The sequence below is a fragment of the Polaromonas sp. CG_9.5 genome, from assembly GCF_035984465.1.
Lineage (GTDB): Bacteria > Pseudomonadota > Gammaproteobacteria > Burkholderiales > Burkholderiaceae_C > Polaromonas.
Genome location: NZ_JAXCHR010000006.1, coordinates 121,402 through 148,036, shown reverse-complemented (window position 1 = coordinate 148,036; position 26,635 = coordinate 121,402). Strand labels below are relative to the sequence as shown.

The 26,635-nt window shown below is 55.5% G+C and carries 23 protein-coding genes and 1 pseudogene; 18 read left to right on the top strand and 6 right to left on the bottom strand.

Annotated features, from left to right (window positions below; all coding sequences use genetic code 11):
* Positions 1-27: 27 nt before the first annotated feature.
* Both RCH06_RS06780 and RCH06_RS06775 read right to left on the bottom strand, forming a co-directional pair.
* Positions 28-699 (bottom strand): TetR/AcrR family transcriptional regulator, encoded by a 672-nt coding sequence (locus RCH06_RS06780; RefSeq protein WP_327080674.1) that lies wholly within the window; start codon positions 697-699, stop codon positions 28-30.
* 186 nt (positions 700-885) lie between these two features.
* Entirely contained in the window at positions 886-1,518 is a 633-nt protein-coding gene (locus RCH06_RS06775) for a phasin family protein (RefSeq protein ID WP_327080673.1), read from the bottom strand.
* A 332-nt stretch (positions 1,519-1,850) separates the two neighbouring features.
* On the opposite strand from RCH06_RS06775, the gene RCH06_RS06770 reads away from it, so the two are divergent.
* Positions 1,851-3,836, top strand: a complete 1,986-nt coding sequence (locus tag RCH06_RS06770; RefSeq protein ID WP_327080672.1) for an SDR family oxidoreductase — start codon at positions 1,851-1,853, stop codon at positions 3,834-3,836.
* Between the two features lie 41 nt (positions 3,837-3,877).
* On the opposite strand, the gene RCH06_RS06765 is transcribed toward RCH06_RS06770, so the two are convergent.
* Entirely contained in the window at positions 3,878-4,219 is a 342-nt protein-coding gene (locus RCH06_RS06765; protein WP_327080671.1) for an H-NS histone family protein, read from the bottom strand.
* A 465-nt stretch (positions 4,220-4,684) separates the two neighbouring features.
* Between RCH06_RS06765 and RCH06_RS06760 the strand changes: the two genes are divergently transcribed.
* The 14 genes from RCH06_RS06760 (at position 4,685) to argB (ending at position 19,867) form a co-directional block, all read left to right on the top strand.
* Positions 4,685-5,536: a hypothetical protein gene (locus RCH06_RS06760; protein ID WP_327080670.1), complete on the top strand. Its 852-nt coding sequence runs from the start codon at positions 4,685-4,687 to the stop codon at positions 5,534-5,536.
* Between the two features lie 87 nt (positions 5,537-5,623).
* On the top strand, positions 5,624-6,697 hold the full coding sequence (rfbB, locus tag RCH06_RS06755; RefSeq protein WP_327080669.1) for a dTDP-glucose 4,6-dehydratase: 1,074 nt from the start codon (positions 5,624-5,626) through the stop codon (positions 6,695-6,697).
* Positions 6,694-7,584: a dTDP-4-dehydrorhamnose reductase gene (gene rfbD / locus RCH06_RS06750; protein ID WP_327080668.1), complete on the top strand. Its 891-nt coding sequence runs from the start codon at positions 6,694-6,696 to the stop codon at positions 7,582-7,584. Before rfbB ends, rfbD begins: the two co-directional genes overlap by 4 nt.
* A gap of 20 nt (positions 7,585-7,604) precedes the next feature.
* Complete coding sequence (rfbA, locus tag RCH06_RS06745) at positions 7,605-8,492, top strand: glucose-1-phosphate thymidylyltransferase RfbA (protein WP_327080667.1); 888 nt, start codon at positions 7,605-7,607, stop codon at positions 8,490-8,492.
* The gene (gene rfbC / locus RCH06_RS06740) at positions 8,489-9,034 is read left to right on the top strand and encodes a dTDP-4-dehydrorhamnose 3,5-epimerase (protein WP_327080666.1); all 546 of its coding nucleotides are present in this window, start codon (positions 8,489-8,491) and stop codon (positions 9,032-9,034) included. Before rfbA ends, rfbC begins: the two co-directional genes overlap by 4 nt.
* Positions 9,035-9,043: 9 nt before the next feature.
* Positions 9,044-10,321, top strand: a complete 1,278-nt coding sequence (locus tag RCH06_RS06735; RefSeq protein WP_327080665.1) for a flippase — start codon at positions 9,044-9,046, stop codon at positions 10,319-10,321.
* A 243-nt stretch (positions 10,322-10,564) separates the two neighbouring features.
* Positions 10,565-11,401: a hypothetical protein gene (locus RCH06_RS06730; RefSeq protein WP_327080664.1), complete on the top strand. Its 837-nt coding sequence runs from the start codon at positions 10,565-10,567 to the stop codon at positions 11,399-11,401.
* A complete protein-coding gene (locus RCH06_RS06725; protein WP_327080663.1) occupies positions 11,353-12,591 on the top strand; it encodes a hypothetical protein in 1,239 nt (412 codons plus the stop codon). The genes RCH06_RS06730 and RCH06_RS06725 overlap by 49 nt, the downstream gene beginning before the upstream one ends.
* 617 nt (positions 12,592-13,208) lie before the next feature.
* Entirely contained in the window at positions 13,209-14,348 is a 1,140-nt protein-coding gene (locus RCH06_RS06720) for a glycosyltransferase (protein ID WP_327080662.1), read from the top strand.
* A complete protein-coding gene (locus tag RCH06_RS06715) occupies positions 14,348-15,277 on the top strand; it encodes a glycosyltransferase (protein ID WP_327080661.1) in 930 nt (309 codons plus the stop codon). The genes RCH06_RS06720 and RCH06_RS06715 overlap by 1 nt, the downstream gene beginning before the upstream one ends.
* Entirely contained in the window at positions 15,274-16,239 is a 966-nt protein-coding gene (locus RCH06_RS06710) for a UDP-glucose 4-epimerase family protein (RefSeq protein WP_442799611.1), read from the top strand. The genes RCH06_RS06715 and RCH06_RS06710 overlap by 4 nt, the downstream gene beginning before the upstream one ends.
* The gene (locus RCH06_RS06705) at positions 16,223-16,783 is read left to right on the top strand and encodes a sugar transferase (protein ID WP_327080748.1); all 561 of its coding nucleotides are present in this window, start codon (positions 16,223-16,225) and stop codon (positions 16,781-16,783) included. The genes RCH06_RS06710 and RCH06_RS06705 overlap by 17 nt, the downstream gene beginning before the upstream one ends.
* 54 nt (positions 16,784-16,837) lie before the next feature.
* The gene (locus RCH06_RS06700; protein WP_327080660.1) at positions 16,838-18,796 is read left to right on the top strand and encodes a polysaccharide biosynthesis protein; all 1,959 of its coding nucleotides are present in this window, start codon (positions 16,838-16,840) and stop codon (positions 18,794-18,796) included.
* A gap of 159 nt (positions 18,797-18,955) precedes the next feature.
* Positions 18,956-19,867, top strand: a complete 912-nt coding sequence (gene argB, locus RCH06_RS06695; protein ID WP_327080659.1) for an acetylglutamate kinase — start codon at positions 18,956-18,958, stop codon at positions 19,865-19,867.
* 150 nt (positions 19,868-20,017) lie between these two features.
* Here argB and RCH06_RS06690 read toward each other — a convergent pair whose 3' ends face one another.
* The 3 genes from RCH06_RS06690 to RCH06_RS06680 are packed head-to-tail and all read right to left on the bottom strand — an operon-like array spanning position 20,018 to position 22,790.
* On the bottom strand, positions 20,018-21,013 hold the full coding sequence (locus RCH06_RS06690; RefSeq protein ID WP_442799610.1) for a Bug family tripartite tricarboxylate transporter substrate binding protein: 996 nt from the start codon (positions 21,011-21,013) through the stop codon (positions 20,018-20,020).
* A 44-nt stretch (positions 21,014-21,057) separates the two neighbouring features.
* Positions 21,058-21,879: a 3-keto-5-aminohexanoate cleavage protein gene (locus RCH06_RS06685; RefSeq protein ID WP_327080658.1), complete on the bottom strand. Its 822-nt coding sequence runs from the start codon at positions 21,877-21,879 to the stop codon at positions 21,058-21,060.
* An 11-nt stretch (positions 21,880-21,890) separates the two neighbouring features.
* On the bottom strand, positions 21,891-22,790 hold the full coding sequence (locus RCH06_RS06680; RefSeq protein ID WP_442799615.1) for a 3-hydroxyacyl-CoA dehydrogenase family protein: 900 nt from the start codon (positions 22,788-22,790) through the stop codon (positions 21,891-21,893).
* A 160-nt stretch (positions 22,791-22,950) separates the two neighbouring features.
* On the opposite strand from RCH06_RS06680, the pseudogene RCH06_RS06675 reads away from it, so the two are divergent.
* The 3 genes and pseudogenes from RCH06_RS06675 to RCH06_RS06660 all read left to right on the top strand — a co-directional run bounded on the left by RCH06_RS06675 (position 22,951) and on the right by RCH06_RS06660 (position 26,635).
* Positions 22,951-23,951, top strand: a pseudogene (locus RCH06_RS06675) (LysR substrate-binding domain-containing protein).
* A 108-nt stretch (positions 23,952-24,059) separates the two neighbouring features.
* The gene (locus RCH06_RS06665; protein WP_327080655.1) at positions 24,060-24,803 is read left to right on the top strand and encodes a TetR/AcrR family transcriptional regulator; all 744 of its coding nucleotides are present in this window, start codon (positions 24,060-24,062) and stop codon (positions 24,801-24,803) included.
* A 35-nt stretch (positions 24,804-24,838) separates the two neighbouring features.
* Positions 24,839-26,635 carry an acyl-CoA dehydrogenase C-terminal domain-containing protein gene (locus RCH06_RS06660; RefSeq protein WP_327080654.1) on the top strand — a complete coding sequence of 599 codons (1,797 nt, stop codon included), beginning with the start codon at positions 24,839-24,841 and terminating at the stop codon, positions 26,633-26,635.

The following is a 26,635-nucleotide window of genomic DNA, read 5'->3' as shown; positions in this document are numbered from 1 at the left end:
TTTAAGTCTTTGTCGCGCGGTTGCGGCTCAAGGAGGCGAGTTTACCGGCGTGCTGTAGGCCGTGACCAATGCCTGCAAATGGCTTCTCTGGTCTACCTCAAGGTAGGGTATCAACAGGCCCAGCACATGCTGCCCGCCGCGCATCAGCGCCGATTGCGCATTCTCCGGCTCCAGTGCATTGCGCGGGTCACGCACATACTCAAAACTCAACCAGTAGGTCAGCAGCACGACCATGCTGGTGGCCGTGGCCTCGACTTCGCGCGAGTCAATCGCCATGGCGCCAGAGCGGCTCATGCCGTCAAGCAAGGTTTTGACAGCGCGCGTCTTGTTCTTGAGCACCCACTGGAAATGGGTTTCCAGGCGCCGGTTTTTGCTCAGCAAATCGTTCAGGTCGCGGTACAGGAAGCGGTACTGCCAGATCAGTTCAAACAGCGTGTGCATGAAAAACCAGGCGTCTTCCACATTGCGTACGCCGTCGCTGGCATTGAGCAATTCGCTCAGCGCGCGCTCATAGCGGTCAAACAGCGAATTGATCAGCTCGTCTTTGGCCGGATAGTGGTAGTAAAGATTGCCGGGGCTGATGCCGAGTTCGGCGGAAATCAAGGTGGTTGACACATTGGGTTCGCCAAAGCGGTTGAACAGTTCCAGCGTGACTTCCAGAATGCGCTCTGCGGTGCGGCGGGGCGCTTTTTTCGCCATATTGATTGTCTCCAGCGTTATTTTTATGACTCTAACCCAGTGACGCGGCTGCCAGGACAAGGCAAATCTCAGCGATGCTTGCCAGACAACACCGATTATTCAGTGACAGGCAATAAAAAAGGGACATCAAGTCCCTTTTTTTATGAGTGAAATCAGGCGCGGGCCGTGATTCGCGGTTGCCTTGAATTATTCTGCTGCGCTGGACGCCGTGGCTGTGCTGGTGTCGGCGGCGGCAGGGGTGGCTTTTTTGGCTGCACGCTTGACCGCTGGGCGGGGTGCGCGTTTGACGGCAACTTTGGCGGTGGTCGGCGTTTTCGGCGTAGTGGCCGCTTTGGCTGCAGGTTTTGCTGCGGGCTTGGCGGCAGATTTTGCGGTGGTTTTTGTGCCCGATTGGGTCGCCGCAGCAGGGCTGTGCATTTTCATCATGGCCTTGTCGAGATGATCGACACGTACCGCCAGCGCATTGACTTGCCTAGCGGAGGGCACGCCAAGTTTGCTCAGGGCTTTGGCCACGCGCTCTTCAAAAATATTTTCCAGCTTGTCCCAGCGATTACCGGCCTTGGACTGGATGTCGCTGGCCATGTCGCTCATGCGGCTGGTGGCTTCCGTGATTTTTTCTTCTGCCACGGACTGCGTCTTGCGCTGGATTGACATACCTTCCTTGACCAGCGCGTCAAACACCTTGCTGCCTTCTTCCTGAGCCTTGGAAAACGCCCCCAGACCGGCCAGCCAGATTTGCTGGGCAGAGTCCTTGACCGCGCTTGATAATTGCGGGCTCGATTTTTTAGCGTCACTCATTTTGTTCAGTTTTTTGACCATGGGGTACTCCTGTCGGATATTGAAAGTTGTACAAGCACCATGCCGTACATGCCAGAAAATATAAGCCTTTCCCTTGATGTCGTTTAGGGGCCGCTTCCTAGAGGTGTAGGAGCAGCGCTCTATGCACACAGAAAACAGGCTTTTTCCGTGCTGCCGATGGCCGATTCACCTGGGCCCGGTTCTCGATAATCATGGCGACTGTCTGGGTGCCTTGTGCTGCATCAATCTCGACATGGAATTTGCCCCTGTTCGCGGGTTTTCGCTAAAGCCTGAAATGGCACAGCTTGCGCAAAATAGTCGTTTTACTTGCCAAGTCAAAAGGGAAAAGTTCAATGCCTTATTTCGTCACCGGAGCCACAGGCTTCATCGGCAAACGCCTGGTCAAAAAGCTGCTGGAACGAAAGGGTGCAAAAGTTTATTTCCTGATCCGCAAGGAAAGCGCTGGCAAGGTTGCGGCGCTGCGTGACTACTGGGGGGTGAGCGCGGCCCGGGCAATTGCCGTGCATGGCAACCTGACCCGCAAAAAACTCGGTGTCAGCGCAGAAGACATTAAAAAGCTCAAGGGTGAGATTTCCGGTTTTTACCACTTGGCGGCGGTCTATGACCTGGAGGCCGACGAGGAAAGCCAGATTGCCGTCAATATCGACGGCACCCGCAACACAGTGGAATTTGCCAAGGCGATTGATGCCGGACATTTCCACCATGTCAGCTCAATCGCGGCGGCCGGACTGTATGAAGGCGTGTTCCGCGAAGACATGTTTAAAGAGGCTGAAAACTACGACCATCCGTATTTCAGAACCAAACACGAGAGCGAAAAGATTGTTCGCGATGAATGCAAACTGCCTTGGACGGTGTTTCGCCCGGCTATGGTGGTGGGCGACAGCATGACCGGCGAGATGGACAAAATCGACGGGCCTTATTATTTTTTCAAACTGATTCAGCGTATTCGCAAATTACTGCCTTCATGGATGCCGATGGTGGGACTGGAGGGAGGCCGGATCAATATCGTGCCGGTTGATTTCGTGGTTAATTCACTGGACTACATCAGCCATCATGAGCACGCCAGCGGCAAATGTTTCCATCTGGTAGACCCGGTGGGTTACCGCGTGGGCGATGTGCTCGATATTCTGAGCAAGGCGGCACACGCACCCCGGATGAATCTGTTTATCAATGCAGCGCTGCTTGGCTTTATTCCAAAGGCCGTTAAAAAAGGACTGATGGCGCTGGCGCCGGTGCGCCGCATCCGCGATGCCATCATGACGGATCTGGGCGTGCCGGAAGGTCTGCTGACCTTTGTGAATTACCCCACCCGCTTTGATTGCCGCGAAACACTGGCCGCGCTCAAGGGCAGCGGCATTACGTGCCCCAATCTGAATGACTATGCCTGGCGCTTGTGGGATTATTGGGAGCGTCATCTGGACCCCGATCTGTTTATCAACCGTTCATTGCGCGGCACGGTCGGCGGCAAGGTGGTGCTGATCACGGGGGGCTCGTCCGGTATAGGACTGGCCACAGCGCACAAGTTTGCCGAGGCGGGCGCCAACGTCCTTATTTGCGGACGTGACCAAGGCAAACTTGATGAGGCGTGCAAGGAAGCCAGCGCCAAGGGCTACGAATTTAATGCCTATGCAGTCGATATTGCCGACATGGCAGATTGCGACTGTTTCATTGCCGACTTGATTACTGCGCATGGCGGGGTCGATTTCCTGATCAATAATGCGGGCCGTTCGATTCGCCGTGCGGTCGAGGCCAGTTATGACCGGTTTCATGATTTCGAGCGCACCATGCAGCTCAATTATTTTGGCAGCCTGCGCGTCACCATGGGGCTGCTGCCGGGCATGGCAGCCAAGCGCGAGGGCCATGTGGTGAATATCAGCTCGATTGGTGTGCTGACCAACGCACCGCGCTTTTCAGCCTATGTGGCCAGCAAGGCGGCGCTTGATGCATGGACGCGTTGCGCATCCAGCGAGTTTGCCGATGTGGGCATCAGCTTTACCACCATTAATATGCCGTTGGTGCGCACCCCAATGATTGCGCCCACCAATCTATACAACAACGTACCGACCCTGGCTCCGGAAGAGGCTGCTGAACTGATCGCACAGGCCTGCATTTTCAAACCCGTGAGAATCGCTACCCGACTGGGTATTGCCGGACAGGTCATGCATGCGCTGGTGCCAAAAATGGCCCAGATCGCCATGAATACCAGTTTTCGCATGTTTCCAGATTCGTCTGCCGCCAAAGGTGAAAAAGGCGATAAGACAAAACTGTCGCCTGAAGCACTTGCCATGCAACAAATGATGCGTGGGATTCATTTTTGAGCTGAATCCTGCTTTAATCAGCCCGGCGTTGCGGGCGGGTTTTAGTGCTGGATCAAAAACTCCTGCTTTTCGCGACCTGCAGCCAGTTCGGCGCTTAACCAGGCGGGCGATTTACCGCGACCTGTCCAAGTCTTTCCGCTGACGGGGTCTTGGTATTTTGGCGCAACCACATTGCGTTTGTCGCCGGTCACGCGTTTGGCAGAACCCTTGCCTGAAAAACCCAAATCCGAAGCGCTCAAGTCATGATTCTTGATTAATTCTTTGGCGGCGGCAATGGCTTGCGTGCGTTCACCCTTGCGCTCAGCATCCTGCTGTCTACGTAGCTCTGTTAACTTGGCTTCGAATTCGTTGATTTGTTGCTGAAGCTCATTGGACGTTGACATGAAGGGCTATTCCTTATGGAGAGTTGATATATTGCCTAGGCAATTGTAAATGTTGAATCCGCTTTGCAAGAAAATTATCTTTCAATTTTATTCGATCGTGTCGGATTTTGTCTGCACAGCTTATTGTGTCCAATGAGAATAGGCGCCATAGATCTTGTATGAAAGTGCGAAGTTATATGCAGGAACCTTGAGGGAATGCATGACTAATCTACCATTGCGTTCATGAATCATATTTCATAAGGCTTAGCAAGTTTATAGATATTTATCATGTTCAGCTATGAACTTTGTACGCGCTTGAGGAAAACCAAATTCTCTCGATATTTACTGCTTTTGCACTCATAAATATTTCACCTGCACTTTAAATAGCCCTTATTTGCGTGTCGGGACGAGATTTGTATCTTTATGGTTGAGTCTGCGTGCGCCAAGTAGAATCCGTGAACTCAGTGATTTGGATACAGGTAAAAAATGCAAGAAGGTAAAAATCGTTTCAGTGATGCGGACGTTGAGGTTGGATTGCTGGATGTGTTAGTCACCTTGGCTGAAAACGTCAAGTTGCTGGTGATGGGTTCACTGATTGTGGGTTTGTGCGCGCTCGGCATCGGCTTCATGCTTCCTCAAACTTACCAGAGCGTCGCGGTGTTGCAGGCCGAGCAGCCCACTGCCAGCCTGATGGTCACTGCAGTTGTGCTGGATCCGGTCATTGACGCTTTGGGGTTGGCCAAGGACGACACGGTTGAAGATGCCCGCATCAAGCTGCGACAGCAGATCAAATCGGCCGTCGGGCGAAACGACAAGCTGCTCACGCTGACTGTTTCTGCTCGTACGGCGCAGCAGGCGCAAGCCATCGCCAGTGCCGTGCTACGGCAAACCTTTCAGGAAAGTCGTCCCAAGGGTTCTGTGCGGACCCGGCTTGAAGCACAGCTGGCCGAAGTAAAAGTCCGTCTCAAAAACGCCCAGGATGCATCCCAGGGCCTGCTCAACCGATTGGAATCGTCGGGCGCTGGTGTTAAGGGGGGCGCTGAGCTGGCGCGAGGTTATGCAGAACTGTTAAACGTATCCGGCGCAGCCCAAGGCCAGATCAGCACGCTGGAAACCCAGCTTGAAGGCTTGACCGATGCGCAGCTAGTCCAGTTCCCCACGTTGCCACAAAAGGCCAGCCAGCCTAAAAAAGGATTGATTGCGATTGGCGCAACGCTCGCAGCGGGCTTGGCGCTACTGTTATTTATCTTTACACGGCAAGCTTTGCGCAATACGACCCAAAATGACACAAGCTCTGCAAAGTTGTTGCGCATTCGCAAGTCACTGGGCTTGAGGTAAGGCTCTAATCACGGGTTGTCGTTTTTTGCGTAAACCCCTCATTTGCAACCTGATCCGCTAGCGGGTCTTTTGCCTATTCATCACTTTATGACCATTCTCATCACCGGCGCAGCCGGCTTCATTGGTGCCAACTTCGTCCTCGACTGGCTGGCCCAGTGCGACGAGCCCGTCGTCAACCTCGACAAGCTGACCTATGCCGGCAATCTGGAAACGCTGGCATCGCTGGACGGCGACGCGCGGCATATCTTTGTGCACGGCGACATTGGGGATTCCGAACTGGTTGCCAGCCTGCTGGCGCAGCACCAACCCAGGGCTGTCCTGAACTTCGCTGCTGAAAGCCATGTGGACCGCTCCATCCACAGCCCTGAAGACTTCATCCAGACCAACATCGTCGGCACCTTTCGCTTGCTCGAAGCCGTGCGCGCTTATTGGAATCAACTCGAAGCCGAAGCCAAGACGGCCTTTCGTTTCCTGCACGTCTCCACCGACGAGGTTTACGGCTCACTCAGCGCCGCCGATCCAGCTTTTACCGAAACCCATCGCTACGAGCCCAACAGCCCGTACTCGGCCAGCAAGGCCGCCAGCGACCACCTGGTGCGCGCCTACCACCACACCTACGGCCTGCCGGTGCTGACCACCAACTGCTCGAACAACTACGGCCCGTATCACTTTCCGGAAAAGCTTATTCCGCTGATGATCGTCAACGCCCTGGCCGGCAAGGCCTTGCCAGTCTACGGCGACGGCATGCAGGTGCGCGACTGGCTTTATGTAAAAGACCACTGCAGCGCCATTCGCCGCGTGCTGGAGGCCGGGCGGCTGGGCGAGGTCTACAACGTCGGCGGCTGGAACGAAAAGCCCAACATCGAGATTGTCAACACGGTGTGCGCCTTGCTCGACGAGATGCGTCCCAAGGCAGACGCCAGCAGCTACAGCACGCAAATCACCCCCGTCAAAGACCGCCCCGGCCACGACCGGCGCTATGCCATAGACGCCAGCAAGATCGAGCGCGAACTGGGCTGGAAACCGGCTGAAACCTTTGCCTCCGGCATTCGCAAGACCGTGCAGTGGTACTTGGCCCATCCCGAGTGGGTGGCCAATGTGCAAAGCGGCGCCTACCGCGACTGGGTGCAGACGCAATACGCGGGTACGGCTGAATTATGAAAATCCTTCTACTCGGCAAAAACGGCCAGCTTGGCTGGGAACTGCAGCGGAGTCTTGCGCCCCTGGGTGAACTGATCGCCCTCGATCGCCATAGCCAGGATCTGTGCGGAAATATGGCTGATTTGCAGGGACTGGCCGCGACCGTGCAAACATTGCGACCTGACCTGATCGTCAATGCCGCCGCCTACACGGCCGTTGACAAAGCCGAAAGCGAGCCCGAACTGGCCCGTACGATCAACGCCCTGGCCCCCGGCGTGCTGGCGCAAGAGGCCAGCAAACTCGGCGCTTGCCTGGTTCATTACTCCACCGACTACGTGTTTGACGGCAGCGGCGCCCAGCCGTGGCTTGAAACCGATACGCCTGCGCCGCTCAGCGTCTATGGCCAAACCAAATTAGAAGGCGAGCGGCTAATCCAGGCCGCATGTGCCAAGCACCTGATTTTTCGCACCAGCTGGGTTTACGCCGCACGTGGAGGCAATTTTGCCAAGACCATGCTGCGCTTGGCGCAAGAGCGCGAGCGCCTGACCGTCATTGACGACCAGTGGGGCGCGCCCACCGGCGCCGAGCTGCTGGCCGACGTGAGCGCGCATGCGATCCGCCAGGTGCTAAAACATCCGCAGGATGCCGGGCTCTACCACTTGGCCGCCAGCGGCGAAACCACCTGGAATTCTTACGCAAAACACGTGCTTGCGCACGCAGCACGTGCGCAGACAGCTATTAAATTAATAGTGAAAGAGGTAGCAGCCGTGCCGACCAGCGCTTTTCCGACACCCGCCCGTCGTCCTTTAAACTCGCGCCTCGACACTGGCAAGCTGCAAGCCACCTTTGGCCTGTACTTGCCGCGCTGGCAGCAGGGCGTGGATCGTATGCTGGCCGAAACGCTTTGAACCTGAACCCAAAAATCATCATGACCCAACGCAAAGGCATCATCCTCGCTGGCGGCTCCGGCAGCCGGCTGCATCCGGCCACCCTGGCGATCAGCAAGCAGTTGCTGCCGGTGTACGACAAGCCGATGATCTATTACCCGCTCAGCACCTTGATGCTGGCAGGTATCAAAGACGTGCTCATCATTAGCACCCCGCAAGACACGCCGCGCTTTACGCAGCTGCTGGGCGACGGCAGCCAGTGGGGCATGAGCCTGCAATACGCCGTGCAAGCCAGCCCCGACGGCCTGGCGCAAGCTTTCCTGATTGGAGAAGACTTTGTCGGCAATCACCCCAGCGCCCTGGTGCTGGGAGACAACCTGTTTTACGGCCACGACCTGGTCAACCTGCTCTCCAGCGCAGACCGCCAGCCTAGCGGCGCCACCGTATTTGCCTACCACGTGCAAGACCCCGAACGCTACGGCGTCGTGGCGTTCGACAAAACCGGCAAAGCCAGCAGCATTGAAGAAAAACCCCTCAAGCCCAAAAGCAACTACGCTGTTACTGGCTTGTACTTCTACGACAACCAAGTGGTGGACATTGCCAAGGCCGTCAAGCCCAGCGCGCGCGGCGAGTTGGAGATCACCGCCGTCAACCAGGCTTACCTTGATCAAAATCAGCTCAGTGTGCAAATGATGCAGCGCGGCTACGCCTGGCTGGACACCGGCACCCATGACAGCCTGCTGGAAGCCGGCCAGTTCATTGCTACGCTGGAGCGCAGGCAAGGTTTGAAGATCGCTTGCCCCGAGGAAATCGCCTTTCGCAACGGCTTCATCAATGCCCAGCAACTTGAAAAGCTGGCCCGGCCGCTGGCCAAGAATGGCTATGGCCAATACCTGCAGCGTTTGCTGACAGAAGCAAGCCCGTCATGAAAGTCACGCCGACTTCCATTGCTGATGTGCTTGTCATCGAACCCAAAGTGTTCGGCGATGAGCGCGGCTTCTTTTATGAAAGCTTTAACCAGAAAGCCTTCAACGAAGCCACCGGGCTGAAGCTCAACTTTGTACAAGACAATCACAGCCGCAGCACCAAGGGCGTGCTGCGCGGACTTCACTACCAAATCCAGCAACCCCAAGGCAAGCTGGTGCGCGTGGTGCGCGGTGCGGTGTTTGATGTGGCGGTGGATATTCGCAAAAGCTCGCCCACGTTCGGCCAGTGGGTGGGCATGGAACTGAGCGAAGAAAACCACAAACAGCTCTGGATACCCGCAGGCTTTGCGCACGGGTTTATGGTGACCAGCGACTCTGCAGAATTTTTGTACAAGACCACCGACTACTACGCGCCCGCGCATGAGCGCTGCATTGCGTGGGATGACCCCAGTATTGCTATTGACTGGCGATTGAAACATTATGAAATTGACGTTCCCCAACTATCAGCCAAAGATCTTCAGGGTAGACGCCTGGACTTAACCTGAAGCTGCATAGTGTCGCTCAAACGCAATACCATTTGGAATCTCGTGGGAACAGGATTGCCTCTCCTGCTCGGTGCTGTAACCATTCCTTATCTACTGAAAAATATCGGTGTCGAAGCTTTTGGAATTCTTACGCTAGTTTGGGCGCTGATAGGCTACTTTAGCCTTTTTGACTTCGGTTTAGGTCGTGCCCTTACCCAGCAGGTCTCGGTAGCTAGGGGGAATCAGCAGAATTCGCATTTGCCAAGTTTGATAAAAACAGGCTTGTGGTTCACGGCAGTCACCGGGTTAGTAGGAGGCATCTTACTTGCTTTTCTGGCTAAACCGCTTGCTCTTCATTGGTTAAAAATTAGTATTACTCTGCAACCGAATACCGTTCAGGCCTTACTTGTTGCGAGCATTGGAATTCCATTAACAACCGTTACCACCGGGTTCCGAGGTATTCTAGAAGGATTTGAAGACTTCAAGGGCGTCAATCTGTTACGTATCTGTCTGGGATCCGCAAATTTCGCTTTGCCGGCATTAAGCGTCATGTTTATCGGTACTTCGTTGGTGTGGATGGTGGCGAGTTTAATCATCGCGCGCTTGATCGTATTAGCTGCGCATGCTTGGCTAGTCCACCTGAAAATGCCTGCAGGATGGATGTTCGCTAAGTTCAATAAGCAAGACATGCGGGCCCTCCTTTCGTTTGGCGCTTGGATGACCATCTCCAATATTATTAGTCCGCTAATGGTGACCGCAGACCGATTTATTATTTCAGGAGTACTTGGTGCCACTGTGGTTGCGTATTACACGGTGCCTTTTGAATTGTTAATTCGTGTACTGATCGTACCTAGCGCTTTGACTGCTGCCTTATTTCCTCGGCTTGCTTCGCTCCTGACAACAAACATTCAAGAAGCTGATAGGTTGTATAAAAATAGCTTAAAAATAATCATGACAATTCTTGTTCCAACTTGCCTTATTATCGCGCTTGGATCAAAGTGGGGTATGGCACTGTGGCTTGGACTAGATTTTGCAGAGCATTCCTGGAAAATTGTTGTAATTATGGCTATTGGATTAATTTTTAATGGAGTTGCAAGTGTGCCTTTCGCTGCTATTCAGGCAAAAGGTAGGGCTCATGCAACTGCCAAATTGCATTTACTTGAATTTGTTTTTTATGTTCCTTTGCTTTTTATTTGTCTTAAATACGCAGGGCTGATGGGTGCCGCTTTGGCTTGGACATCAAGAGTAATAGTTGATCTTTTTGCATTGCTTTATCTGGGTAAAAAAGTATTTTACTCAAGAATATAATTTATTATAAATTTTATTTTATTTAAATAATCAAAATAAGTACTGATAAGAAATTTTTTTAAAAGATATAGTAGTCGATATAAAACTATTCGAAACTCAGTTATGGCTGCTCATTCTTTCGCCAAAATGGTAGAGTTTTTTGAATTTAGTGGAAAAACTTAGCAATCACTCACCAAGACATAATTGTGGCGCGCCAACTTGATACCTCTCTGCTAACAAAAGGCAATATTTTTTTAAGTCAATATGACTCAAATTTCTGGAAAATTTGGACTATGTTTGGTTCTATACGACCCACGCCATCTGCGTCCGTTAGTGAACCGCGTCCTGCAGTTACAGGCCAGTCTTGGTGCCGTGTTCGACGTACTGGCGCTGGTGGCAGCGTCTAGCTCATTGACGCCTGCTGCAGTGCGCGCGCTGTGCGAATCGCTGGGTCTGCGTCTGGACGATTGCCGCAAAGTTGACGACACTTACTTCGACTTCTCTTGCTACCGTGAGGCCAGTTTGTACTTCTCTGAAAGAGGGTACGACGGAGTGCTGTATATCAATGACACACTGATCCCCAAGCACGATAGCCCGCACCTGATGGCTGCGCTATGTAGCCGCATAAATATGGTCAAGGGTGTTAATTTTGACTTTCCACTGCTGATCGGCCCTTATTCTCAAAGTGAGTTTTCCTTTGGCGACGGTTCACTAGACCACTTCGTACCTACCTTCCTCTTTTACTTGAATTCGCCGGGAGTGAGGTGTTTCGTCCGTTTGCTTGAGGAAATGCCGATGATTCAGCAAGCCATTGAGCAACCCAATGCCGATTTTCTTGAGGTGGATACACCGCTACTGCGGTTTTGCCAAGCACATGCGCTGCAGTTAAGGGGTCGCTACCTCACTAACAACCTGGTCGATGCGCGTCTATGGCGCAAGCTAACCACGGCCTACTGCGAGCGCTTGCTTTCCGGACGGGTGCGTTCGGCCGGTGTGGTCTGGTATGTGGCGGGTGGACTTGTTGGGCGCCTCCTCGTTCCAGTACAGGTGGGATGGAGCCGCGTATTCAGTCAGCTGCGGGCGCGAAAAGTGTCGAAATGATTTTAAAGCGAAACATTGGGTTTTATGCGGTAATTTTCCTGCCATCTGCGTTGTTTCTTGTGGCAAACCTGAGCTCGTTAGCCATAGGGGCAGCGCTAGCCGCTTTGCTGGCAATTGCAGTGTCGCTGCCTGTTAAAAGCGAGTCGTTAAATATTTACAAATCTGATCTGATTCTCTTGCTCTTTTGTGCTGGAATCATTATTGATCATCTCATATTCGCAGATATTGTTTTTTCAGTAAGTTTATGGAAGGCTATGACTTCCCTAGTTTTGTTATTTATTTTATTTTTTGGAGCAGTGGCTTTATCGATATCCTTCTTTGGTTCGAGTTCAAAAAATGTTAATACAGTTTGTTGGAGTGTATTTTTTTTGATGGGTTTTATATTATTAGTATCTATTTCAAACATCTATCCGAGTAACATTTTTGGTGTTAATAAGGCTGTTTTTCCATTTTCTGAGCCGTCGCATTTTGCCCTCACATTCTTACCATTTTTAATGTTTGCGTGTGTGACTTCAAATGGCTGGCGTCGTTATTTAATCCTTTTCGCAAGCGTTATTTTGGCTTACTTGGTTCAGAATCTAACGATGATGGTCGGATGCTTTATAGTTTTCTTGGTGTGTGTTCGTTTAGCTTTTTTCCCATTTTTAATTGTTGTTATATTTATCGCTGGCTCAACGCTGGATTTGTCTTACTTCGTCGAGCGCCTGGATTTTACTGGTGAAAACACCAATCTTTCAACCTTAGTATATTTGCAAGGATGGGAGCTTGTTAAGGAATCAATGCAGCTGACAAATTATTGGGGATTTGGGTTTCAGCAACTAGGTCTACAGCCAACTTCTGTTCCAACTGCAGAAGCTATTTATCGCCTTAGTGGAGGCGATTTAAACCAAAATGATGGGAGTTTTTTATTGGCGAAAGTGGTGTCTGAGTTTGGGATATTAGGTATGATAATCATTGGCGGGATTTCTTTATTTATAGGGAAGGTTGCAGTAAGACTAAGAGCTATAGCTAATGGATTGTATTCTGCGCCTGCGTATACTTTTTCCTGTTGCGTGATAGTGACTTTTGTGTTGGAAATATACGTTCGAGGAACAGGTTATTATTCTGGAACTATGATTTTATTTTTGACGTCGATTCATTACTACTTCGGATATAATAAAATAGGGCGTTTAATGGGGGTAATTGGGTAAAAAAATAGGAGTACAAATTGCATGGTACCTAATTTTTCAAAAATAAATATCCATGAGTTCTTATAAGCATCATATTTGATGCTCGTCGTATTAATGCCTTTATTTTTAAAGGATGATAATTTGATTAGGTTGCCAATATTCTTACGTAATCGAGATGCAATAATATTTGGAAAAACTTCATACGTGGCTATTTAGTGTGTGTCGATACTTTTGGTAGTCATGGATGTATTAGTTTTGGAAAAATGTTCGATTGAATGATCTTATGCATATTGGTTCATTGGAGAATGTTTCGATCGGGGATGGCTTTTTGACTAGAATCCGCGCCTTCATTGGCGATCATAATCATGATATTTTTTAAATGGAACACGAAGCATCCGCGTCTGAGATCACTCTCTCAGAAAGTCTCTTTTCATCGCAGCCCGTCCGCGTCGGCTATAAAGTGCAACTAAACGAATAAGTCTATGTCCTGATTAGTATGGCTATTGGAAACAGTACTATCACCGACGAAATTCGCCAGTAACACGCGCGATACTGCCGAATTCAATTTTTTCAGGCGATTGGGTTGACGCAATTTATGTGTTTGATGTATGTAAATAAATGTGAGGAATAATATAAATATGCTGCGCATCGTTGTTTCGGCAGTAAATCTCACAGAGGGTGGTCCACTCACTGTTTTACGTGAGTGTCTTGCGTCTGCAGCGACTGTTCTCCCAGCCGAATGGGAAATAGTCGCTTTAGTAAATAGTGCTGATCTTATTAAAGAGCCGCGAGTTCGTCTGATATCGATTCCGAGTTCAAAAAAATCCTGGTTAAATAGGTTGTACTGGGAGTGGTTCGGATTTAGGAAAATTGCGCATGAACTGAAGCCTAATTTGTGGCTATCTTTGCACGATATAACTCCGCGTTTACATGCTGTGCGCCAAGCGGTCTATTGTCACAATTCATCACCTTTTTACCGCATTAGTTTGCGAGAGGCGATACAGGACCCATCGTTTCTTGCATTCAATCAGCTTTACGCTTTACTGTACCGCGTGTTTATTCGTCGCAACTACTGCGTTATCGTGCAGCAAGACTGGCTGCGTTCTGAGTTCATAAGGCGTATGGGACAACTTCCGATCGTTGTCGCTCACCCATCCATGCGGATTGACGAACGCGCTTCCACCCCGACGCCAGGATCGACATTTGTATTCATCTATCCTGCATTGCCACGGGTCTTTAAAAATATCGAGACATTGTGCAAAGCTGCTCAGATACTGGCTTCTCGTGGCATTAGTGACTTCGAGGTACGGTTGACGCTTGATGGCAGCGAAAATCGATATTCCCGTTGGCTACTGACCATGTACGGAAAGACGGCGCAAGTCCGATTTATAGGCCGACAGAACAAAGATGAGATGGTTACGCAATACCGTGAGGCTTCCGCGGTGGTGTTTCCGAGTAAGCTGGAAACCTGGGGGTTGCCCATTACCGAAGCTAAAGCACAAAAGCGGCCGCTGCTCGTAGCCGACCTCCCGTATGCGCGGGAAACAGTCGGAACCTACGATCTTGTGAGTTTTTTTCCAGCCGAATCCGCAGAAAGCCTAGCCGATCTCATGGAATCTATGGTGGATCAAACATGGCAACCAACTGGAAATCACCGTGCCAACCCAAAAGCTCCGTTTGCCGCTGACTGGGCGAGTTTGTGGGGTATTTTGATCGATGGTTTGACCTCTGCCCCGCAGAACAGCCTTGATCGAAATGACAAAGCAGGAAATATTTGATGGTGATTGAAGAAAAAAAACTGCGTATTGCGGTGTGCTTGGCCGCTTATAACGGCATGGCCTACATCGCGGAGCAAATTGAATCTATTTTGCTTCAGAGGAATGTTGATCTTCGGATATTCATCAGTGTGGATCAGTCAACAGACGGGACTGAAGATTTCCTTGCCGAATGGGCGCTGTCCGAACCACGTTTGACATTGCTGCCTGTGGGTCAGCGTTTTGGTGGTGCGGGACCGAATTTTTATAGACTGCTACGCGATGTGGACTTTGCTGACTTCGACTATGTGAGTTTTGCAGACCAAGATGATATTTGGCCTCAAGAGAAACTATTACGTGCGCATGAGACGCTGTTAAGCACTGGATCGTACGCCTATTCAAGTAACGTTTTGGCATTTTGGCCGAACGGTCGCAAAGCTTTAATTGAAAAAGCGCAAAAGCAAGTTCAATGGGATTTCTTATTTGAAGCTGCGGGGCCGGGGTGCACCTATGTCATGCGAAAAGAGTTAGCCTGTGCCGTTCAGGATTTACTAAGAACCCGATGGGCAGAGGTGCAGCAGGTCGGCCTGCATGACTGGTTTGCTTATGCTTTTGCCCGTGCGAACGGTTACCGCTGGGTGATTGATGACTACGCGGGCATGCTGTACCGCCAGCACGCGAACAACCAGGTCGGCGTCAACAAAGGCTGGCGCGCCTGGCGCCACCGTGCGCGCAAGGTGCTGGGCGGCTGGGGTTTGGCGCAGTCGGCCTTGATTGCTGATCTGGTCGGTTTGGGCGATGACGCTTTCGTCAAGCGCTGGTCGGGTGGCGGGCGGGCGGGCTTGTTTTGGCTGGCTTGTCATGGCGGGCAATGCCGCCGGCGTGGGCGTGACAAGCTGCTGTTTGCGTTGTCGTGCCTGGCCATGAGCCTGCTTGGCGGGCCTCGTTCATGATGTCGCTGCATGTGCTGGTCACAGGGGCCAATGGTTTTTTGGGGCGAGCCGTGTGCGCACAGGCGCTGGCGTGTGGCATGACGCTGCGAGGCGCGGTACGCAGCCCGTGTGTCTTGCCCGCCGGGGTCGAGCGACAAGTCCAGGAAGGTTTGGGTGAGCAAAGCGACTGGCAGTCGGCGCTGGCTGGAATCGCCGTTGTCGTGCATGCGGCAGCCCGTGTCCATGTCATGGCCGATACGGCCACCGACCCGTTGGAGGAGTTTCGCCACGTCAATGTGCAAGGCACTTTGAACCTGGCCCGCCAGGCGGCTGTAGCGGGTGTGCGGCGGTTTGTGTTTATCAGCTCCATCAAGGTGAATGGCGAATCAACGCAGCTTGGCCATCCGTTCACGGCCGACGCTACGCCAGCGCCTTTGGATCCCTATGGCATTTCCAAGAGGGAAGCCGAGCAAGGCTTGCGTGAGTTGTCTGTGCAGACGGGCATGGAAGTCGTCATCATCCGTCCGCCATTGGTTTATGGCCCCGGTGTCAAAGCCAACTTTGCCGCGATGATGCGCTGGCTGCAACGCGGTGTGCCCTTGCCATTGGGCGGCATTCACAACCAGCGCAGCCTGGTGGCGGTTGGCAATCTGGTCGATTTGATCGTGACTTGCATTACTCATCCTACTGCCGCCAATCAGACTTTTCTGGTGTCTGATGGCGAAGATGTTTCCACGACCGAACTCTTGCGCCGTATGGGTCAGGCCATGAACCGCCCGGCGCGTTTGATTCCTGTGCCGGCCAGTTGGCTCAAACTGGCGGCGAAGATGGTGGGCAAGCAGGATGTGGCGCAGCGCTTGTGCGGGTCTTTGCAAGTAGATATTGAAAAGACGCGCCAGCTCTTGGGATGGCGTCCGCCCCTCACGCTGGATCAGGGCTTGAAAAAAGCAGCAGAAGGGTATGGACTTGAAGCGAATCTTTGATTTATTGCTGGCTTTGGCTGCAGCGGTGGTTTTGGCCGTGCCGGTATTGCTGGTTGCAATGGCGGTACGGCTGACTTCTGCTGGCCCCGCCCTCTATTGGTCAGACCGCGTCGGACGCCACAACAAAATATTCAAAATGCCGAAGTTCCGCAGCATGCGGGTGGGCACGCCTGCTGTGGCCACGCACCTGCTGGCCGATGCCAGGTCGCACCTCACACCGATTGGAAGCTTTTTAAGGAAAAGCAGCCTGGACGAGCTGCCGCAGTTGTGGAGCATTCTGGTCGGCGACATGAGCTTTGTCGGGCCTCGGCCTGCGCTTTTCAACCAGCATGACCTGATTGAATTGCGAACACAGCGTGGTGTGCATGAATTGGTGCCGGGGTTGACGGGCTGGGCGCAAGTCAATGGTCGCGACGAATTGCCCATTCCTGACAAGGTGAAACTGGATGCCCAATACCTTCAGCGGCAGTCGCTGGGGTTCGATATCCGGATCCTGTGGCTGACGTTGGTGAAAGTGCTCAGGCGCGATGGCGTGACTCATTGATGCGGTTTGTCAGGACTCGTTTTAGGCCTTCATGGGCCAATTTAAGAAGCTCGAATGCCATTTAATAAATCAGTCGTAACCCCCTTGCTGGCATTGCCTCGCCCTGCCAAGCGCGTGGTGGTTATTGCGCTCGACTGGGCTATGACGCTGGCCTCAGTCTGGATGGCTTTTTATTTGCGCATCGACCAGACGGGGGCGCCGCAGGCCCAGCAAGCCTATGTTTACCTGTTAGCGCCTTTGCTGGCGATTCCCGTGTTCATCCGGTTTGGCTTGTACCGCGCCATTTTTCGCTACACCGGCATGGCGGCCCTGGCTACCACGGCCAAAGCAGTGTGCGTCTATACGCTGCTGTTTTTTTTGGTACTGTTGTGGTTCAAGTGGGATGGCGTGCCGCGTACTTTGGGGTTGATTCAACCTTTACTTTTGTTGCTGCTGGTGGGAACCACACGCGCCCTGGCGCGTTTCTGGCTGGCAGGCTGGTCGAGCAAGGCGCGTCAGGCTGCCGGCCGGTTGCTGATCTATGGCGCGGGTGAGGTCGGTGTAGAGACGGCCTCCGCCCTGGCAATATCCCGTCAATTTGTGCTGCTGGGCTTTATTGACGACGACAAGAGCAAAGCCGGCAGAAGCATTAACGGCGTTGACATCATGACGCCCGGCGCGGTGGTTGAGGCCGTCGAGCGCATGGGCGTGACCGATATTTTGCTGGCCATGCCTTCGCTGGAGCGCGCCCGTCGCAACGAAATCATCAATAGCTTGCGGGGCTTGCCGGTCCACGTTCGCACCTTGCCGGGCATGGTGGATCTGGCGTCGGGCCGGGTGACGATTCAGGACTTTCAGGAGCTGGACGTTGAAGACCTTTTGAGCCGGGTGCCGGTGCCGCCCGACTCCAGCCTGCTGGCGAAAAATCTGGCCAGCAAGACGGTGCTGGTGACCGGCGCGGGCGGCAGCATTGGCAGTGAATTGTGCCGCCAGATCGCGCTTGAAAGGCCGCGCCAGCTGGTCTTGGTCGAACACAACGAGTTCGGCCTCTACACCATTCACCGTGAGCTGGAGGGCTTGTGCGCCGAGCATGCGTTGCCGGTGGAAATCGTTCCCCTGCTCGCCAGCGTCGGTAATTTCAGCCGCCTGAAGGAAATCTGCCAGCTTTACCGACCTGCCACTGTCTACCACGCGGCCGCTTACAAGCACGTGCCACTGGTTGAAAGCAACCCGTCCGAAGGCGTGCTGAACAACGTTTTTGGCACCCTGAACATGGCCCGCGCCGCCATGGAAAGCGGAGCTGCCCACTTCGTTCTGGTGTCCACCGACAAAGCGGTTCGGCCCACCAATGTGATGGGGGCCACCAAACGCATGGCCGAGCTGGTGCTGCAGGCGCTGGCGGCCAGCGCATCGGTGCGCTTCGTCACCCCGGACGGCAGCTACAGTGTCGAAGTACCCAACCACACCGTATTCGCCATGGTGCGGTTTGGCAACGTGCTGGGCAGCAGTGGCAGCGTGGTGCCGGTTTTTCGCAAACAACTGCGCGACGGCGGGCCGCTGACCGTCACGCACGAGGAAGTCACGCGCTATTTCATGACGATTCCCGAGGCCGCCCAATTGGTGCTGCAGGCCGGCGCCATGGCCCAGGGCGGCGATGTGTTTGTTCTGGACATGGGAAGCCCCGTCAGGATCGTTGATCTGGCCCGGCGAATGGCCCAGCTTTCCGGGCTGACACTGCGCGATGCACGCAATCCTGAAGGAGATATAGAAATCCTGTTTACCGGCCTGCGCCCCGGAGAAAAGCTCTACGAAGAGCTGCTGATTGGCGACAACCCCGAGGCGACTGCGCACGAACGCATCATGAAAGCGCATGAAGACTTTGTTCAATGGCCTGAGCTGGCCTTGGTGCTGGTGAACATGCGGCTAGCTGCCGTCCAGAACAATGAAGCTGTGATGAAGGACATTTTGAAGCAGCTGGTTCAGGGCTATTGCCCTGAACCCAACCGTTTGGCGCAGGTTCAAGCGGGCAGTTAAACGCCCGCACATTCGTGTCAGAACCCGCCGTTATTTGCCTCACACCACATGGACTTGCCGGCTTTGTAAAAATCGATGCGCCGCTCCGGCACTGTTGGCAGTGACCTGCCACGCCAATGCGGCACAATTTGCAGATTCCCACTCCCGAATGCAAGCACCATGACCGACTCTTCTTCTTCCGACCCCGACCTGTCCCACATCGGCCCGCGCGACAAGGCTGAAATCCTGGCGCAGGCGCTGCCGTACATCCGCAAGTTTCATGGCAAGACGCTGGTCATCAAATATGGCGGTAACGCCATGACCGATCCGGCGCTGCAGGCCGACTTTGCCGAAGACGTGGTGCTGCTCAAGCTCGTCGGCATGAATCCGGTGGTGGTGCATGGTGGTGGCCCGCAAATTGAAACGGCGCTGAACCGGCTCGGCAAGAAAGGCCATTTCATCCAGGGCATGCGCGTGACCGACGACGAAACCATGGAAGTGGTCGAATGGGTGCTGGCTGGCCAGGTGCAGCAAGACATCGTGGGCCTGATCAACCAGGCCGGTGGCAAGGCAGTGGGTCTGACCGGACGCGACGGCGGCTTGATCCGTGCGAAAAAGCTCAAAATGCCCGACAAAGACGACGCCAGCGCCGAGCACGACCTTGGCTTTGTCGGCGAGATCGTCAGCATCGACCCCAGCGTGGTCAAGGCGCTGCAAGACGACGCTTTCATTCCGGTCATCAGCCCGATTGGTTTTGGTGAAAACAACGAAAGCTACAACATCAACGCCGACGTGGTGGCGGGCAAACTGGCGACCGTATTGAAGGCTGAAAAGCTGGTGTTGTTGACTAATATTCCGGGCGTGCTGAACAAGGCCGGCGAGTTGCTGACCGATCTGACGGCACGTGAGATTGACGAGCTGTTTGCCGACGGTACGATTTCAGGCGGCATGCTGCCCAAAATAGAAGGCGCGCTTGATGCGGCCAAAAGCGGCGTCAATGCCGTCCACATCATCGACGGGCGTGTGCCGCATGCCATGCTGCTCGAAATCCTGACCGACAAGGCCTACGGAACGATGATCCGCTCGCACTGAGCGTGTCTGGGGGCTGGGTGTTTTTGGCCAGCACTCCAGCATTAATGATTAAAAAAGGCGCTTGCGCAATGCCCGCCTGCGTGAGCAGCTATCAAATAAGGAGTTGATTGGCAGTCCCGTGCAGCTTCAAGGCGGCACGAGACTGAAAGCTCAATCCAGTGTGATGCCCGAGTCTTTGACCACTTTGCCCAGTCGCACGGTTTCTTTTTTGATCAATTCGCCGAACTGTGCCGGGGTGCCTCCCACCACGGGCGTTCCCAGTGCTTCCCATTTTTTGTGAAACTCGGGTTCCTTGAAAATGGCGTTCAGTGTGCTGTTGAGTTTGTCGATGATGGGTGCGGGCGTACCGGCGCGAACGGCAACGCCGTGCCAGCCGGTGAATTCATAACCGGCCACGCCAGCTTCGGCCATGGTGGGCACATTGGGCAACAACGCGCTGCGTTTGGCTGAGGTCACAGCCAGCGGGGTGAGCTTGCCGGTCTGGATGTAAGGCAGGGAGCTGCCCAGCACATCGAACATCACATTGACCTGGCCGCCCAGCAGATCGTTCAGCGCCGGGCCTGCGCCCCGGTAAGGAATGTGGGCGATCTTGATATCCATCTGGGTGTTGAACAGCTCGCCCGCCAGATGCTGTGGTGTGCCGTTGCCCGCCGAGGCAAAACTCAGGTCCGGCTTGTTGGTTTTGGCCAGCGCCACCAGCTCCTTGACCGTTTTCACGTTCAGCTTGGGATTGACTTCCAGCACCAGCGGAAACGCCGAAATCTGGATCACGGGCGCCAGGTCGGTCAGCGGATTGAAGGACATGCTGCGAAACAGCGTGGAATTGACCGCCATCGGGCCGCTGGCCGCCAGCAGCAGGGTGTAGCCGTCAGCCGGCGACTGCCTGGCGACTTCGGCGCTGCCCAGATTGCCGCCGGCGCCGCTTTTGTTGTCCACGATGACCGTGACACCCAGCCGGGTTTGCAGTTCCAGACTCAGCAGCCGGGCCATCAGGTCGGTGGGGCCACCGGGCGGGTAGGGCACCACGAAGCGGATGTTTTTGCTGGGGTAGTTGTCCTGCGCATGGCTGGCCAGTGGCATCAGCAGGGCGAGCGTTGCGGTAGCGCCTAATGTGGCGCCAAGTTTCAGAAAAGCAGTGCGTTTCATGTTGTCTCCGTTGTCGTTGTCGTTGTCGTTATTGGGGATGGGTTTCAGGCTGCACCGAAGCGCTGGCGAATGTCGTGCGCGCTGGCCAGCGGACGGCCCAGGCTGGAGGCCGCTTCTCTGGCCTGCCCGACCAAGGCCGCGTTGTCGGGCGCGGTCTGGCCGTTTTTAAGCTGCAGGTTGTTCTCGAAACCCACCCGCACATGGCCGCCCAGGGCAGCAGCAGCGGTGACACAGGCATGTTCGGTGGCGCCGAACGCGCACACCGCCCAAGGCTCTGGCCCGGTGTGGGCATGGACAAAAGGAACCACGTCGCGCGGACTGGAGGTTTGGCCGGTGGTGTAGCGGCCCAGTACAAACAGCAAAAACCAGGGCGCTTCGGGAATCACGCCGCGTTCGCGCAGGGCTTGCCAGCGCTGCAGGTCGGCCACGTCGTACAGGATGACCTGCGTCATGACCCGCTCGCGCGCCAGCTCGCCAAAAAATGCCGCCAGTCCGGCGTCGCCGATGTCGGGCTGGTCCAGTTCGCGCAACGAGACCGACACAGCTTCAGGGCGCAGCGCCTGCACCATGGCGATTTGTTGCGGGGCCTGGTAAACGCGGGCGGCTTCGCTGGTGATTTGCAGCACCATGGCGTCGCCCACGGCTGCCTTGACGACCTGCAAGGCATTGCGGTAGCCCTCTACGTCCAGGCTGTGCCGGCCTTGCGCGTCGCGAATATGCAGGTGAAGCATGGCAGCGCCCGCATCCAGGCAAGCTTTGGCGGTGCTGGCCAGGCTGGCGGCGGTGAGTGGAACGGCCGCATGGTCATGGGCTTGCTTGTAGGCGCCGTTGGGCGCCACGGTGATGATGAGAGGCTCAATAGTCATGGCGTGAAGGGTCAAAAGGTTTTGTCAAGTTGCGGAAGTTCATCGGCCAGCAAGTCCAGCCCCTGCTGCAGCAGGCGGTCATAACGCGCGCGCTCCGCCAGGCGACGCGCTTCGGGCCATTCGTAAAAACCGGCTCCGGTCTTCATGCCCAGCCTGCCGGCATCGACATGCGTCTGCAGCACCTGGGCCGGCACGGTGGTGCTGGAAAGGCTGGGGTACATGCTGGCGGCAGCGGCGCAGTGCACGTCGAGTCCGGCGTGGTCACGCTGCATCACCGGCCCTGCGGCCAGGTAGCGAAAGCCGAAGCCGAACCGCACGGCCGCGTCCACGTCCTCCGGCGTAGCAATACCTTCGTCGATCATGGCAAAAGCTTCGCGTGCCAGCGCATGCTGCAGCCGGTTGGCCAGGAAGCCGGGCTTGTCCTTGCGCACCAGCACCGGCACGCTGCCGCAACCGCGCATGAAGGCGCAGAGGCTGTCGGCCAGTGCCATGCTGGAGTCCGGCCCGCACACCACTTCCACCAGTGGCACCAAGTGGGCCGGCATGAAAAAGTGCAGTCCCAGCATGCGCTGGCGCGACGCCAGCCCCTGGGCAATGGCGCTGATCGGAAAGCTCGAACTGTTGCTGGCCAGAACGGCGGAAGCCGGCGCATGCGTCAGCAGTTCGGCAAACAGTTGCTGCTTCATCGGCAGATTTTCAGGAATACATTCCACCACCAGCGCCACGTCGTCCCAGGCGACAGATGACAGGTCGGGCACGGCCCTGACCTGGTCTGCGCGGCGTTCCAGGCCAAGCGGCGTCAAGCCTTGCCTTACATGCGCCTGCAATGCCGCGCGCTTGGCTTTGCCTGGATCAATCACCGTCACGCGGCAGCCACCGCGCGCCAGCACGACGGCCACATCGGCCCCCATGGTGCCGCCGCCGACGACCACGGCATGGACGTTTTTGGGATGGGAGGGAAGCAGGTTCAAAAGAGGTCCTTTTTGCAAAATGGGCAGAGGTGGTTTTCAGGCGAGTCTAGGAGGCGGGCATTGCGCTGTCCAAACGTTTTTATGGATAAACTGATTCGTTATGCAGATCAATTGGTCACTCCGCGAACTCGATGTTTTTCTGGCCCTGGCCGCCACCCTGAGCTTTCGCCGTACTGCTGCGCAAGTCAACCTGTCGCAGTCAGCCGTTTCCGGCGTCATCACGCGGCTGGAAGAAACACTGGCGGTGCGGCTGTTCGACCGAACCACGCGCCATGTGCAGCTGACGGCGACCGGGCAGGTGTTTGCCGAGCAGGCGCTGCTGCTGCGCGCCCAGACTGACGAGGCGGTGCGCGCGGTTCGCAATGTGGTGGAACTGCAGTCGGGCAAGGTGACACTGGCCGCGCTGCCTTCACTGGCTGCCACCGTGGTGCCGGCTGCGTGCGCGCGTTTCAGCGCACGGCACCCCGGCATCCAGTTCCGCATCGTGGACACGCTGTCAGGCCCGGCCTTTGACCTGGTGCGCGCCGGCCAGGTGGATTTCGCGCTGACGGCAGCCAATCCCGCTTATGCCGACCTCGACTACCAGCCGCTCGCTTCAGATGGCTTTGTCTTGCTGATTCCGCCCGGCCATGCGTTGGCCAAGGCGCACGGGCCGCTGCGCTGGATTGAGGTGGCCGCGCTGACGCACATTTCGATGCCGCTGCCCGCCAGCGTACGTCAGTATGCAGACGCTGCACTGTTGGAGCACCGCTTGCGTTTTGCGCCGACCTACGAGGTCGAACATTTGGCCACCATCACCGCCATGGTCGCTTGCGGGCTGGGGGTTGCCGCGTTGCCCGAACTGGCGGCGGCGGTAGCGCCGCAGCCCGGCGTGGTGCGCCGCAGCCCGGCGTGGTGCGCCGCCTTCTGGTCGAACCTGACATTTCCCGTCCCATCGGGCTGGTGACCCGGCGCTATCGCAGTCTTTCACCTGCCGCAACGGCTTTGGTGGACATGCTGCGCGAAGAGATGACGCGGGTGGCGCCACGCCCCCGACTGGCCGTCAAAAAGACGCCAGTTTCAAAAACGCCTGAAGGGCAAGCTTTTAAAAACGAAGGGTAAACCCTTGATTCGGTTAGAGCATGAACTCTAGCAAGATTTAGGGGCAATCGCCCGCATGCGATGAAATTGCTGCAAAATAGCACGATCGTTCTTTTATCAGCCTCATCCATGCCCGTCAGTTCACCTTCCGTCCAAAGCGCCCGCCCCTCCTTGGGGAGGGGCGCATCCAAAAGTGCGCAAAAAGGCCAGCAAACCAAGGCGGCCATTGTTGATGCGGCCCTCAGCCTGGCAACGCAGATCGGCCTGGAAGGCCTGAGCATTGGCGCGCTGGCCGAAGTCATGCACATGAGCAAGTCGGGCGTGTTTGCCCATTTTGGCGCGCGTGAAGAACTGCAGATTTCCGTGGTGCGTGAATACCACGCCCGCTTTGAGGAAGAGGTTTTCTTTCCGGTGCTCAAGCAGCCGCGCGGCTTGCCCCGCCTGCAGGCCATGTTTCACAACTGGATGAACCGCACGTCGGTCGAAATTGATTCGGGCTGCATCTACATCAGCGGTGCGGTTGAATTTGACGACCGTCCCGGCCCGGTGCGTGACGCCCTGGCTGACTCGGTGCGCATCTGGCTGTCCGCCATGACCCGCGCCGTCGTGCAGGCCAGGGAGTCCGGCCAGCTGCGCCCGGATGCCGACGAACACCAGATTGCCTTTGAGATTCACGGCCTGATTCTGGCGCTGCACTACGAGGCCCGCTTCTTGAGAACACCCGGCTCGATTGCCCGCGCCAACACGGGTTTTGCCAACATTTTGGCGCGTTACGGCAGCCCTGCCGCCACGGCGCCAGCACCTATCGCCGCTGATTCAGTTTCTGCATCGCCGAAAAAATTTTCGTCGAAATCTTCTTCCCACCCCGCTTGACGTCAATCGACGCCATTTAACGCCCAAGGATTACCATGCCCCAGTACAACCCGCCCCTGCGCGACATGCAGTTTGTCATGCACGAAGTGCTCAAGGTCACCGATGAGCTGAAAATCTTGCCGCCGCATGCCGACATCGACGCCGACACCATCAACGCCGTGCTGGAAGAGGGCGGCAAGTTCGCCGTCGAAGTGACGTTTCCCCTGAACATCAGCGGCGACGAGGAAGGCTGCACGCTCGACAAGACCACCCATGAAGTCACGCCGCCCAAGGGCTTCAAGGAAGCTTACGCAAAGTATGTGGAGGGCGGCTGGGCCGCGCTGAGCTGTGACCCGGAATACGGCGGCCAGGGCCTGCCTTTCGTGGTCAACCAGTGCTTCTACGAGATGATGAACTCGGCCAATCAGGCCTGGACCATGTATCCCGGCCTGTCGCACGGCGCTTATGAAGCGCTGCATGCCCACGGCACCGACGCGCAGAAAAAGCTTTACCTGCCAAAACTGGTCAGCGGCGAGTGGACTGGCACCATGTGCCTGACCGAGCCGCATTGCGGCACCGACCTCGGCATGCTGCGCACCAAGGCCGAGCCGCAAGCCGACGGCACGTTCAAGCTGACCGGCAACAAGATTTTCATCAGCGCCGGCGAGCATGACATGACGCCGAACATCCTGCATCTGGTGCTGGCCCGCTTGCCGGACGCGCCGCAGGGCAGCAAGGGTATCAGCCTGTTCATCGTGCCGAAATTCAACGTCAATGAAGACGGCTCGGTCGGTTCGCGCAACGGCATTTACTGCGGCGGCCTGGAGCACAAAATGGGCATTCACGGCAATGCCACCGCACAAATCGTGCTTGACGGCGCCGTCGGTACGATGGTCGGCGCGCCCAACAAGGGCCTGGCCGCGATGTTCGTGATGATGAACGCAGCCCGTCTGGGCGTGGGCAACCAGTCGCTGGGCTTGACCGAAGTCGCCTACCAAAACGCGCTGGCCTACGCCAAAGACCGTATCCAGATGCGTTCACTTTCGGGCGTCAAAGCCAAGGACAAGCCGGCTGACCCGATCATCGTTCACCCAGACGTGCGCAAGATGCTGCTGACCGCCAAGGCCTATGCCGAAGGGGGCCGGGCGCTGGCTGTTTACTGCACGCTGCTGCTCGACAAGGAATTGCATCACCCGGACGAAAAAGTCCGCAAGGATTCGGGCGAAATCGTCGCGCTGCTCACGCCCATCGTCAAAGCCTTTTTGACCGACAACGGCCACATTGCCACCAATGCCTGCATGCAGGTGTTCGGTGGCCACGGCTACATCAAGGAATGGGGCATGGAGCAGTTTGTGCGCGACAACCGCATCAACATGATCTATGAAGGCACCAACACCATCCAGTCGCTCGATCTGCTGGGCCGCAAGGTGCTGGGCAACAACGGCGCGACGCTGAAGAAGTTCGGCAAGATCGTGGGCGCGTTGATCGCTGAAGAAGGCGTAAACGAGAAGATGGCCGAATTTATCAACCCGCTGGCCTACCTGGCCGACCAGATGACCAAGTTCACCACCGAACTGGGTTTCAAGGGCTTCCAGAATCCGGACGAAGTGGGCGCCGCCGCCGTTGACTATTTGCGTGTGGCCGGTCACCTGGTGTTTGGCTACTTCTGGGCGCGCATGGCGCAAACCGCGCTGCGCGAAATCGCTGCCGGCAATCCTGACCCGTTCTATCTGGCCAAGGTGCAGACGGCGCGTTTTTACTTTGCCAAGCTGTTTCCTGAAACTGCTACGCTGATGCGCACCGCGCGCAGCGGCAGCCGAGCGCTGATGGATACCGACGCGGCACTGGCTTGA